The following is a 12,319-nucleotide window of genomic DNA, read 5'->3' as shown; positions in this document are numbered from 1 at the left end:
GAGTGCCTTGGAATTTGTACAATGCAGCTGTGACGTGGATCTTGTCGAGGTTGAGCGTTTAACAATAATTCATGAGCATTTCGACTTCTGTGCTGAGTGATCTGCTAAAGTCCCTACCATACTTGCGGCCCCAGCTATATTTTAAGGCTTCACTAACAGCGCTCTCCCATGCGATGGAAGATCAAGTTTTGGCTGCGACTTTAGCACAACCCCTTGTAATTGCTAGTTTCCAGCGAGAGCGATTCTACCGCCAAGAAGCTCATCGCTACCTGCGACTTGCCTTGCGGAGTAACCAAATATACGTATTAGCTGCTCCAGAAACGGATTTCGCCAATAGTTCGGAACACTACGAAAAGATTGCTTTTGAGCCAACGGATGGCTTAAGTCAAGAGTGGCATTTGGTAGTGATTGCTGACAATTATGCTACTTGTCTGGTTTGCCGGGAAAGTCTTGGTTCTATTGCCAAAAATAAGCAACTACCAGAACTAAGCCCTAATCTGGATATAGACACAGCGCGAAGATTTGAAGGAGTTTGGACATCGGAAAGGGGAGTTAGCCTCAAAGCAGCTGAATTGCTGTTAGACAGGATTTTGGTTTACAGACCAGAACTGGCAAGTAAAATAAACGAGGCACGTCAGAGGTTTAGCATAGGAGAGCCGCGAAGCCACTCTGGAGCAGAACAGATCAACGAATATGCTTGTGACATCGATACAGATCCCTTTGTGCAACGCTTAGTAACTTACTTGCAAGCTAGTCAGTACAAATTGCACAAAGCCTACCGTTCCATTGCTGCCCAAGCACGAAAAGAACGATTAGTCAACTCAATTAGCACAGCTATTCGGCGATCGCTCGACCCTCATGAAGTTCTCCAGGTGGCAGCACAAGAATTAGGGCAACACCTAGAAGCTTGTCGCTGTCTAATTTACCGCGCTCAAGCTACAGATAACCAAGCCATAATTGAACACGAGTTTTTGAATCCCGGTATTTTATCGGTTCGTGGGCAAACTTGGGAATTAGAGAAAAATTCCCTATTTCAGGACATCGTGCAACAAGGCGAAGGTGTTTGTATTAGCGATACGCTGAATGACCCTCGTGTTAACAATTCGCCAGGGCTTTCCTTAATTGCCAAAAAGTTTGCCATTCGTTCTTGGCTGATGGAACCAGTATTTTATCAGGGGCGGTTGTTGGGCATCGTAGAGTTGCATTACTGTGGAATGCCACCGCACGAGTGCCAACCTGGGGAGTTGGATTTGGTAGAAGCGATCGCCACCCAAGTCGGAGCAGCCCTAATTCAAGCGGAAGCCTATGCCAACCTAGAAGAACTTAACCAGCAGCTAGAAGCCCTAGACCGCACCCGCAGCAACCTTATAGCCATCACTGGACACGAACTGCGTACTCCCCTATCCACCATTCAAGTGTGTCTAGAAAGTCTTGCTAGTGAGCCGGATATGCCCTTGGAGTTGCAGCAAATTATGCTCAACACGGCTCTTTCCGACTCAGAACGGATGCGAAAATTGGTACAAGATTTCCTCACACTTTCCAACTTGGAAAGCGGGCGAGTGCAATGGCATCCAGAATCCCTGACTTTACAAGAGTGTGTGGATTTAGCACTCAGCCGCAATCGCACGCGTTCTTCAACGGAAAAGCCGCCCCAAGTCAAAACTCAAATTGCCGAAAATCTACCTCTAGTAAGGGCTGATGGTGATTGGCTAGTAGAGGTACTGGCAAAACTCATGGACAACGCTTGTAAATTTACGCCACCCCAAGGAGAAATCACCATTAAAGCGATTTCCAACAGCCATCAAATGGTCGAGGTGACTGTGGCTGACACTGGACGCGGCATTGAACCAAATCGCTTAGAAGTAGTTTTTGACCGCTTCTATCAAGAAGAGGGAGCGCTACGCCGCACCACTGGCGGAACAGGACTTGGTTTAGCAATTTGCCGTCAAATTGTGAATGGCTGGGGCGGAGAAATTTGGGCAGAGTCAACTGGCAAAGACCAGGGTAGCCAGTTTCACTTCACAATCCCCATTGTTCAGACTAGCCACGAGGAAAAGCGGGCAAAAGTCAAGAGTAAATAGGTATTAGTCCTTTGTCATTAGTCATTAGTCATTGGGCACTTGTACTGAGCGTATCGCTAAAGCGAAAGCTTCGCTAACGCGTAGCGTCTCGTAGAGAAGCCGTAAAGCCTGCGGCATAGCTACGCTTAGGGCGGAGCCTCTCGTAGACTATTTCTCACAAGTGAGAAATCCAAGGGGTGTGGGAGGTGTGGGAAGTGTGGGAAGTGTGGGAGGTGTGGGAAGTGTGGGAGGTGTGGGAAGTGTGGGAAGTGTGGGAGGTGTGGGAAGTGTGGGAGGTGTGGGAAGTGTGGGGAGTGTGGGGGAAGAAGTCTTACCCCCCACACTCCCCACACTCCCCACACTCCTCTTTATCCCTCTGCCTACACTATGCGTGAGAAATCCGGGGTAGAGAAGTATGGGGCATTGGTTTTTAACAAATGACAAAGAACAAAGGACAAATGACTAAAAACTGTTACAGTCTATAACGCGATCGCAATATGATCCTTGTTGCGGTGTTAGGATTCCCTAAAAACGTTGAGAGAATCATCTTTATGGCAGAAACACTCTCTGGACAAACCCCACTATTTGCTGGCAGCACTGGTGGCTTGCTAAAGAAAGCAGAAGTGGAAGAAAAGTACGCTATCACTTGGACTAGCCCGAAGGAGCAAGTATTTGAACTGCCTACAGGTGGTGCTGCTACTATGCGGAAAGGCGAAAACCTGCTGTATATAGCTCGGAAAGAATATGGCATCGCTTTGGGCGGTCAGCAACTTCGTAAACTCAAAATCACAGACTACAAAGTTTACCGGATTTTACCCAACGGAGAAACTACTTTACTGCACCCAGCTGATGGTGTCTTCCCCGAAAAAGTGAATGAAGGTCGTGAAAAAGTGCGTTATGTCCCACGCAGCATTGGGCAAAACCCCAATCCATCACAACTCAAATTCAGTGGTAAAGCTACCTACGACGCATAGGGACTAGGGACTGGGGAAGATGCATGAAGCAGGGAGCAGGGAGCAACGGAGAAGAGTTTTTTCCTTTACCCCCTGCACCCTGCCCCTCTGCGTCTTTTCAATGCCCCATGCCCAATGCCCAATGCCCCCCATGCCCAACCTCTTAGCTATTTATGGTATTCCCCGATTTCTCTGAATTTTCTCAGCTAGCTTTACAAGGCAACTTTGTTCCGGTATATCAAGAATGGGTAGCGGACTTAGATACGCCCGTATCTGCTTGGTATAAAGTCTGTGCAGGTCAGCCCTATAGCTTTTTGTTGGAATCGATAGAAGGTGGGGAAAAACTAGGACGCTATAGTTTAGTGGGTTGTGATCCGCTTTGGGTTTTGGAAGCAAGGGGCGATCGCACCACCCAATTAAACCGCGATGGTTCGCAGGTCGTTTTTGCAGGCGACCCTTTTGCAACTTTAGCCGAATGTTTAGCACCTTATCACCCAGTCAAGTTACCACAGCTACCGCCAGGGATTGGCGGTTTATTTGGGTTTTGGGGCTATGAATTGATTAACTGGATTGAGCCGCGCGTGCCAATCTATCCGCCAGATGAGCGAAATATTCCTGATGGCTTGTGGATGCAGGTAGACCAGCTGTTGATTTTTGACCAGGTGAAGCGAAAAATTTGGGCGATCGCTTATGCTGATTTACGTGACCCCAATGTAGATTTACACGCAGCCTATCAACAAGCGTGCGATCGCGTCACCCAAATGCTCGAAAAGCTATCTTTCCCCCTATCCCCAGAAAAAACTCGGTTGGAATGGAAACCACCAGGAAGTAGGAAAGCAGAAGAGCAGAGCGGCGAAACAGATGAATACAACAGTAATTTCACCCGTCCTGATTTTTGCGCTAGCGTCCAAAAAGCCAAAGACTACATCAAAGCAGGCGATATCTTTCAAGTAGTAATTTCTCAGCGACTATCAACACCATACACAGGCGACCCCTTTGCCCTTTACCGCTCCCTACGTCAGATAAATCCTTCGCCTTACATGGCTTACTTTAACTTCCAAGATTGGCAAATCATCGGTTCCAGTCCTGAAGTGATGGTGAAAGCCGAAACTGCTCCAGATGGGGGAGTTATAGCAACGGTACGCCCCATTGCGGGGACACGTCCACGCGGTAAAACTACCCAACAAGATGCAGCATTCGCTCAAGATTTACTCGAAGATCCCAAGGAAGTTGCCGAACACGTGATGCTTGTAGATTTAGGGCGGAATGATTTGGGGCGTGTTTGTCAAAATGGTAGCGTCAAAGTTGATGAATTAATGGTAGTTGAGCGCTACTCCCATGTAATGCACATTGTCAGCAATGTTGTGGGTAAATTAGCACTCGATAAAACAGCATGGGATTTATTGAAAGCTTGCTTCCCAGCAGGTACGGTAAGTGGCGCACCCAAGATTCGGGCAATGGAAATTATCCACGAGTTAGAGTCTAGTCGTAGGGGTGTTTATTCCGGTGTATATGGATATTACGATTTTGAAGGACAATTAAATACTGCGATCGCAATTCGCACAATGGTAGTACATGACAAGACGGTTAGCGTACAAGCTGGCGCAGGTTTAGTGGCTGATTCTGAGCCAGAAAAAGAATACGAAGAGACGTTGAATAAAGCTAGAGGTTTATTAGAAGCAATTCGTTGTTTGCGTTGAACTGGGGGCTAGTAGTAACGGAAGTTTACCTAGCTTTAACAGGTAATTAAAGTTCTGAGGCTCATAATTAAAGTCCGCTCAAGTGTTCAAGATACAGCGTACTTCATTTACCTAAAATACGCTGTAACTAAAATTCTTATTTAGTCATCTGAAAGAAATGCAATAGAATTCGTAGTGTAGCACGAATATGCTACACTACGAATTCAAATAAAAATTATATCGTTATGTAATGGCTTTATAGTTACTATCGCCTACAATTAATAGCCAACTGGTTTTTATTGGTTAGTTGTAAAACCGGACTTGATACAAGTACAGTAACAGTTCGATTTGCTGTATGAGAATCTAGACCAGACTTTAACAGTTGATTGATCAATATTCTTCTATTTTGAATTACATAGGTTTTGCTTTGAACTGCAAGATGTTTGGAAACAATTTCTGCTACTTCTAAGCCCATGTATCCACAATACCGTGACAAATTAGGAAGCTTTATAAATCCAATCAACATCGAAATTTTCCCAAAGCTAAAGAGACTTTTTTAGACTTATTGAAAATCAAAAATAAGTCTTGGTATCCAAATCCAAGACCTCCATTGAAGTTACTAAAAAAATGAACAAACTTGCTCATCCTAATTGAGTGAAATAAATCGCCCAAAGCATTCCAGTTACTCCAATAGCGATTAAGAGATTAGTGAAAAATCTGCCGAATTCAATTTCTTGTCCCAGTCCCTTGTCATCTTGACCGCCAGTAAAAAACAATGACCACGCTTGATTTGCATTGATGGTCTCAAAATTGTTGAAATCAGGTCTAAAAACGACTGTTCCAATCAAATCTTTTCTAGGGTAATCAAAATCAGTTTTCATAAGTTTGCCTCTAAATTGTTTTATTTGTCAACTGGAGAAAATTCGTAAATCTGGAGTGTCTTTTCTAAAAACTAGTTAGCCATCCAATCAAACCGTGTCCGGTGAAAACTTCCAACGCGATGAGTGAGATAAAACCAATCATTGCCAAACGACCATTGAGTTTTTCGGCATATTCGGTGAAGCCTGTCCGTGGGGTTTCATCAATATAAATTTTGGGTTCAATCGCAAATCTGTTGAGTTGACCGCGTTCGTTAATAGTAAAGCCTTTATTTGTCATCTTTTACTTTTTATTGTTGTGTTCTGTAAATGAATGTAACTTATTGTAAATATTTTTTGCAAGTACTTGACACAATAAAAAAGGTAGTAAGAACCGTACTAACCAGATAGGGTATTTTGGCTTCATGCGAGAAGGTAAGGGATGTGTAGACACAATAGTTGAGCAAAGGATTGGTTGTAAAAATTCGATACAAGAGAGATATGCGATCTCTACGATGTGATACGCCTACGCTCTTAAAAGTGAATACACACAAAGGCATTAATTACCTTTAGTCTGACTTCAGTAAAACTTATCATTTACATAAAGAGAAATTATCAAAGTATGGCTGAGGAAGTATTGCTTATTTGTAACGAACTTGTTATGTTTCTTTACATATAGAAACATAAACAACATAAATGCGTTAAAGCACTGTTGGTCAAGGTTTTCTAAATAACTATGCAGTTAAGCCTACGATGTGCTTTGCCGAGTATCACAACTCAATGGCAACACTATCATTATGCCTTTGGTAAATAATGTCTAAGGTGGCCTATGGTCAGACTGCTTAGTTCCTTTAGTAACACCTAAACGCATTTACCCTCCGTTTTTTCACATTCGATAGAACCGTAATTTTTTTAGGGAACATCTGCTATGTCTTTTACCATCAAGTCGGCTCAAAGTATTTTTCCCGGCACGCTAGTTGCTGACGTTGTTCCAACTGTTGTCGAATCATTCTCTCAACTCAATGCTGAAGATCAACTAGCATTACTCTGGTTTGCTTATACCGAGATGGGTAGAAGTATTACGGTTGCCGCTCCCGGAGCAGCCAATATGGTACTCGCACAAGGCTTACTTGAACAAATTAAGCAGATGCCTTTCGAGGCTCAAACACGAGTCATGTATGATTTAGCTAACCGTGCTGACACTCCCCTCTGCCGTTCTTATGCATCCTTCACTGTAAACATCAAGTTGGGCTTTTGGTATCAGTTAGGAGAATGGATGGCTCAGGGAATCGTTGCTCCTATTCCAGAAGGCTACAAGCTTTCTCCCAAGGCTGCTGATGTGTTAGAAGCAATCAGAAATGCTGATTCAGGTCAACAAATCACAATTCTCCGCAATACCGTAGTGAGCATGGGATTTGACCCGAACGCTCCCGGTAGTTACAAAAAAGTCACAGAACCTGTGGCTCCACCCACAGCACCAGCATTTCGAACTAAAGTCACCATTGAGGGTATCAACAACCCTACAGTGCTTGGCTATATCAACAACATGAATGCCAATGACTTTGATGCTGCTGTTGCTCTGTTTACCTCTGAAGGTGGTTTGCAACCTCCCTTTGAAAGACCGATTATTGGTCAAGATGCAATCCGCGCTTATATGCGTGAAGAATGCCAGGGATTAAAAATGATACCAGAGCGTGGTATATCCGAGCCAGTAGAAGATGGCTATACCCAAGTTAAAGTCACCGGCAAAGTCCAAACCCCTTGGTTCGGTGCAAGTGTGGGTATGAATATTGCATGGCGGTTTTTGCTCGATCCTCAAGGCAAAATTTTCTTCGTAGCGATTGACTTGCTTGCTTCTCCTAAAGAACTGCTGAACCTAGTACGTAAGTAAAAGCTAGATTAGTCTCTGCTTAAGCGTGGATGAGCGAAAGAGCAAGCCACCTCACCACGCTTAAGTATTGGAAAGCAACCAGTCTCATCGGCAATATTGTAAAAGATTGTTAAATAATTTTAATCTTGGTACGAAGTTTTAAAAGCCTCTTAATAAGAAGTATTTTCAGCAATTATTGATTAGATACTGTAATTTTCAGGTGAAAAATGGACATTTGGAAGGCAGGCTGTATGGATACTAATGAACTTCTCAAACGCTATTGTGCAGGAGAGAGAAATTTCACTCAAGTAAGCCTGCACTTAGTTAACCTCAGCGAGGTGTGTTTAGCTGGAATCAACTTGAATCGATCTAACTTGGCTAACGCGACTTTATCACAGACTAACCTGCGCGGAGCAAACTTAATTGAAACAAATTTGACTGCGGCGACCTTATGGAGAACCGATTTAAGTGGCTCAAATCTGATTTTAGCAAACCTCAAGACTGCTAATCTGATTCGGGCAACTCTTAGGAAGGTGGACTTGCATAAGGCTTCCCTTATAAAAGCAGACCTGCGTTTAGCAGACTTGCATGATGCTGACCTCAGTAATGCAAACTTGGCTGGAGCAGACTTGCGCTATGCTAACCTCAGTGGTGTCAACTTGGCTGGAGCAAATCTCAGTGGTGCAAACCTGACTGGCACAAAGTTGAGCAACACAGACCTGAGTCATGCCAGTCTCACCAAAGCTATTTTGTGTAAAACGGATTTAATTGACATTGATTTAACTGAAGTAGACCTGACTGGGGTCAATCTACACCACTGCTTATTTAACGGAGTCACGCTACCTGAACGAAGCTTAATTGAAGCGGGTTAAGTGTTGCTGTCGTCTAATTAAAAATTTAAAATTCTGCTCTTGCGAAAATCCTTGTTTCTGTCTTATTTTCTCCTACAAGAGTAATTATTGCTGAATTTATGGGAACAATACAACTGTCGTCCCAGGAAAAATTCATTAGTAATGACAACCCCTGCAACAGAACGAGCATTGCTAGAAAGTTTGATTGTTGAGAATGAAGACTTAGAAAAGCTGGAATCAAAACTCGCTCAGTTTAATATTTTTGAAGCTGAATCCTGAAGATAAAGTTTAGCGATCGCTCCTGAATAGCCTGAATTAGTAAAAATTTATACTAGCAATTTTTGCATATATACTAAGCCGATTTATGTTGATGCGATCGCACCCCACACAACCCCACACAGCACTAAACTAGAAAGTAAGATGCTCAGGATAGCTTATGAATGCTCTTACAACCACTTTACCTTCTACAGTCAAGTTGAAAATCGACTTAACTGACGATCAATTTTTCGAGATGTGTCAGAGAAACCGCGATTATCGATTTGAGCGTACAGCATCAGGGGAATTATTAATTATGCCACCTACAGGTAGTGATACTGGCAACCGTAATTTTGATATGGTTGTTGAATTAGGAATCTGGAATAAACAGACTAAATTAGGCAAAGGTTTTGACTCTTCAACTGGTTTCACCTTACCTAATGGTTCAGAACGTTCTCCTGATCTTTCTTGGGTAAAAATTGAGCGGTGGAATGCTTTAGCCCCAGAACAACAAGAAAAATTTGCCCCAATTTGTCCTGATTTTGTAGTAGAGTTGCGTTCTCGTACTGATTCGTTGAAAGACTTACAGGAGAAAATGCAAGAATATATAGAAAATGGCGCTCAATTAGGCTGGTTAATTGACCGGAAAAACAAGCGAGTAGAAATTTATCGTCCAGGTAAAGATGTAGAGATATTAGATAATCCTGCTAGTTTATCAGGAGAAAATATCCTACCCGGATTTGTGTTAAATTTACAGCAAATTATGTAGTCTTATCGATTAGGATACACATAACGCATTTCAAAGCGACTTTGTTCCCAAAGTGGTAGCAAAGCCTGTTTAGCAGCATTTAATTGAGCTTGCGAAAAAGATATTCTCCCATTTTCTATAATCCAAATAAATATCCGAGTTATTAAATCTGCCTTTAAACTATTCTCGTATTCACAATTATTTATTCTTGCTACTTGCTTATCTAAGCAATCAATAGCATATTTAAAAGTCAAGTTTTTCCAGTCTGTGCGATCGTTATAAATTCCTTCTTGCGTATTTTTCCACTCGATCCTACACAAATTTCCTATAATATAGTCTATGCCTGTTATAGAAGAATCAGTGTTACGTACCAAATTTGTATAAGCTTGGTAATATGGTTTCAACAGAGAGGCAGCAATATTTTCTACATATATATTTAGCCAAGATTGGATGTCGTGAAGATGAGGTGCTAAATCTCTGATATTATCAATTTCTTGAATCAGCACACGACCATTTGTATAATTTGTTATTTTTGCTAGAAATTCAGCTTCAGATATTTGAGACTTTTGTGAGTAATAGTTAATAACTTTTGGAATATATTTCTCTAATAACCACTGTTTAGTATATTTAGCTGTCCAGGTTCCCCAAGACCCAATATCTTGCTACCATTGGTATAAATTTGCTATACCTTATTTTGTTTATATAATTAGCAATTTATCAATTCAGGTGGAATAGGATCGTGATTTTGAATACTATAATGAACCCTTCATGTTGATGTAAAAGACTGAGCGAATAGAATAAGACTGTTGGCGAATTAATGTAATTAATTTCAGTGCGTTTCAACACACTTTAGCTATTAGCCCGCAATGTATTGCAAAATGGGAAAGCAACACTCTCACCAAGGTTTTAGGGCTGGTATTTTAACCCATCGTGAATTGACCAACAGCCTTATAGAATAGAGCCTCTGACACGCTGACGCAAAGGCTACTACACAAACGAAATCTGCATACGACAGGGCTAGGACTAATGAAAAACCACTAATTAAGCAAAGGCAAAAATTGGCGAATTAACCCAATTGTGACTGCTGGCAATTCCAACTGTGGTGTTAACCCCACATCTTCCAATTCTTGAAAAAATCGGATTGCTTGGGGATTAATTTCGGCAAGGCGGCGACCAATTGAAGGCCCTGTAAATTCTGACTTTTGCCCCCAAATAATGGCGGTGGGAGTTGTTAATTCTTGAATGTAAAGGGATAAATCAAAGCATAAATCGCCACGGACAAAGGATAGTGCTGCATATTCAGCATTAGGCTGCTGGGCTGATTGCAAATAAGCATCTACAATTTCTTGGTACACTCGATTAGACTTAGCAAATTGCCGTTGCTCTAAGAAACTGCGAATACCCCCACTGGTGGCTACCCCTGTGCTGTAAATTAAACGGTCAACAACAGGAACACTGATTAACTGAGCAAAAAAACTACGTGAGTAGTCTTCGCCAAAGTCGGAAAGTCCTGCGGGGGTGGTGAGAATTAAAGCCTTGAATAAATCAGGATTAGCTGCTGCAACTCGGATTGTAAATGCTGCGGTCAAAGAAGAAGCGATCGCAGTTACAGGACCAGTACAAGTCTGCTGTATAAACTCCCGAATCGTGGTCAAATAATCCTCAATATTATAATTCCGTGCCGGATGCTCAGACCGACCCCAACCGATCAAATCGGGTGCAATGACCCGATATTCGGCGGCAAAAGCCGGATAAACCTTCGACCACTCATAAGCAGAAGATCCACCACCAAAGCCATGCAAGAACACTAAAGTTTCCCGATCATCTCTAGCAGTTACATTATTCTGCCAAGGCGCTCCATCAGCAGAATAATACACCATTCTACCTAGTGAGGTATTTATAGAGCGTTGGTCAAATCCTTGTGGTTGAAACATAAGTATTTTTTGTTGACTGTAGTCATTCGTTGGCAGAAGTGAAAGTAGTGATGCGGGTACACGCAGAGAGGATTTTGATCCTGCCTTTGCGTACTCATGTCCTTTAGTTACACTGGATGCTTACGTGTTTAGTTCAAACTTCCACTCATTGTTATTATCAGCGAATCAATTGCTCTAAGACTTCTCACCACCGTCAGATTAAGCAGATGTAAAATTACTGGATTACTTGTAAAGATTTGGTGATTTTTTTCCACAACAAAAAGGAAATTAACCTTGAAATTACTGTCTTACAAGGTTTTTTATGGTAGCGAGTATCACTAAAGTCTGAATCCAGCATAAGTTTTTATGGTAATCTATCAAAAAACTAATAAATAATTTTGAGCGTTAAAAACAGTTGAAACGCTTATTTTAATAGGCTATTTATTCTACTTCTATATGTAAGATAAATTGCTTTTGATGTATAACTAATCTGATTATTATCTAAGTAATGGTAAGGCGGGATGTCATGGTAAAGCAGGCTACTCTTCAATCAAATAAACTACCAACGATTGAAGACGCTGAATTTGCGCTTGACAAGTTTAATATACAAAATGAAATTAAAGCTTCAGCTTGCAGGGATCAGGTTGAGTCAGCCATTGATGCTGCCAGAATTAGTGTACCTACTTGTATATTTTTAGACTTAGAAGACTTGAAGTGTTTTGAACCAGTAGAGCGCCAGTATGAACGCTGGGGAGTAATTTTTCACAATTCTCTAGCAATACAACCATCAAATCCAGCATTTCCAACCTATTCAGGGCTAACAGTTTTAATGGGAGCGCCCAAAAGTGGATTTGTAGAAGCTACTTTCTTGCGTCCGGTTAACTCGGTTAGTGCCTTTGTCACTAGTTCTCAACGGCTAGTACTTTCTGCTTACGATCGCGATCGCCAACTGCTCGGTCAAACTGCACTACCAGGCTCTAATCTTGCCAATTCAGACTCAGCAATTTTCCCCAATACCTTATTATCTATAAATGTGAATAACATCTATAGCGTTACCTTCTGTGCTTTTGATGGTCAATTCACCATTGACAATTTTCATTTTTGCCTTTAAAAAGCCTTTATGCCCTTGCTCT

General features: G+C 42.0%; 12 protein-coding genes. 8 read left to right on the top strand and 4 right to left on the bottom strand.

The window, feature by feature from the left end:
• The first annotated feature begins 71 nt into the window (after positions 1 to 71).
• The 4 genes from FD724_RS14400 to trpE all read left to right on the top strand — a co-directional run bounded on the left by FD724_RS14400 (position 72) and on the right by trpE (position 4,713).
• Positions 72 to 2,081 carry a DICT sensory domain-containing protein gene (locus FD724_RS14400; protein WP_179073089.1) on the top strand — a complete coding sequence of 670 codons (2,010 nt, stop codon included), beginning with the start codon at positions 72 to 74 and terminating at the stop codon, positions 2,079 to 2,081.
• 160 nt (positions 2,082 to 2,241) lie between these two features.
• Complete coding sequence (locus FD724_RS14395; RefSeq protein ID WP_179073088.1) at positions 2,242 to 2,469, top strand: hypothetical protein; 228 nt, start codon at positions 2,242 to 2,244, stop codon at positions 2,467 to 2,469.
• 142 nt (positions 2,470 to 2,611) lie between these two features.
• The gene (locus FD724_RS14390; RefSeq protein ID WP_114081529.1) at positions 2,612 to 3,034 is read left to right on the top strand and encodes a photosystem I reaction center subunit II PsaD; all 423 of its coding nucleotides are present in this window, start codon (positions 2,612 to 2,614) and stop codon (positions 3,032 to 3,034) included.
• A gap of 152 nt (positions 3,035 to 3,186) precedes the next feature.
• Positions 3,187 to 4,713, top strand: a complete 1,527-nt coding sequence (trpE, locus tag FD724_RS14385) for an anthranilate synthase component I (RefSeq protein WP_179073087.1) — start codon at positions 3,187 to 3,189, stop codon at positions 4,711 to 4,713.
• A 620-nt stretch (positions 4,714 to 5,333) separates the two neighbouring features.
• Here the strand turns inward: trpE and FD724_RS14380 are convergent.
• Positions 5,334 to 5,573: a hypothetical protein gene (locus tag FD724_RS14380; RefSeq protein WP_179073086.1), complete on the bottom strand. Its 240-nt coding sequence runs from the start codon at positions 5,571 to 5,573 to the stop codon at positions 5,334 to 5,336.
• A 64-nt stretch (positions 5,574 to 5,637) separates the two neighbouring features.
• On the bottom strand, positions 5,638 to 5,850 hold the full coding sequence (locus FD724_RS14375; protein ID WP_163929691.1) for a high light inducible protein: 213 nt from the start codon (positions 5,848 to 5,850) through the stop codon (positions 5,638 to 5,640).
• Positions 5,851 to 6,477: 627 nt separating this feature from the next.
• Between FD724_RS14375 and FD724_RS14370 the strand changes: the two genes are divergently transcribed.
• From FD724_RS14370 to FD724_RS14360, 3 genes are all read left to right on the top strand, one after another.
• Complete coding sequence (locus FD724_RS14370; RefSeq protein WP_179073085.1) at positions 6,478 to 7,440, top strand: orange carotenoid protein N-terminal domain-containing protein; 963 nt, start codon at positions 6,478 to 6,480, stop codon at positions 7,438 to 7,440.
• Between the two features lie 230 nt (positions 7,441 to 7,670).
• The gene (locus FD724_RS14365; protein ID WP_179073084.1) at positions 7,671 to 8,291 is read left to right on the top strand and encodes a pentapeptide repeat-containing protein; all 621 of its coding nucleotides are present in this window, start codon (positions 7,671 to 7,673) and stop codon (positions 8,289 to 8,291) included.
• Positions 8,292 to 8,706: 415 nt separating this feature from the next.
• Positions 8,707 to 9,294, top strand: coding sequence for a Uma2 family endonuclease (locus FD724_RS14360; RefSeq protein WP_179073083.1), 588 nt, complete (start codon positions 8,707 to 8,709; stop codon positions 9,292 to 9,294).
• 2 nt (positions 9,295 to 9,296) lie between these two features.
• On the opposite strand, the gene FD724_RS14355 is transcribed toward FD724_RS14360, so the two are convergent.
• Together FD724_RS14355 and FD724_RS14350 are read right to left on the bottom strand one after the other, a co-directional pair.
• A complete protein-coding gene (locus tag FD724_RS14355) occupies positions 9,297 to 9,779 on the bottom strand; it encodes a hypothetical protein (RefSeq protein ID WP_179073082.1) in 483 nt (160 codons plus the stop codon).
• Between the two features lie 531 nt (positions 9,780 to 10,310).
• A complete protein-coding gene (locus FD724_RS14350) occupies positions 10,311 to 11,207 on the bottom strand; it encodes an alpha/beta fold hydrolase (RefSeq protein ID WP_179073081.1) in 897 nt (298 codons plus the stop codon).
• A 505-nt stretch (positions 11,208 to 11,712) separates the two neighbouring features.
• Between FD724_RS14350 and FD724_RS14345 the strand changes: the two genes are divergently transcribed.
• Positions 11,713 to 12,297: a hypothetical protein gene (locus FD724_RS14345; RefSeq protein ID WP_179073080.1), complete on the top strand. Its 585-nt coding sequence runs from the start codon at positions 11,713 to 11,715 to the stop codon at positions 12,295 to 12,297.
• The last annotated feature ends 22 nt before the right edge of the window (positions 12,298 to 12,319 follow it).

The sequence above is a fragment of the Nostoc sp. C057 genome, assembly GCF_013393925.1.
GTDB lineage: Bacteria > Cyanobacteriota > Cyanobacteriia > Cyanobacteriales > Nostocaceae > Nostoc > Nostoc muscorum_A.
This window is presented reverse-complemented; position numbering and strand designations above follow the sequence as displayed.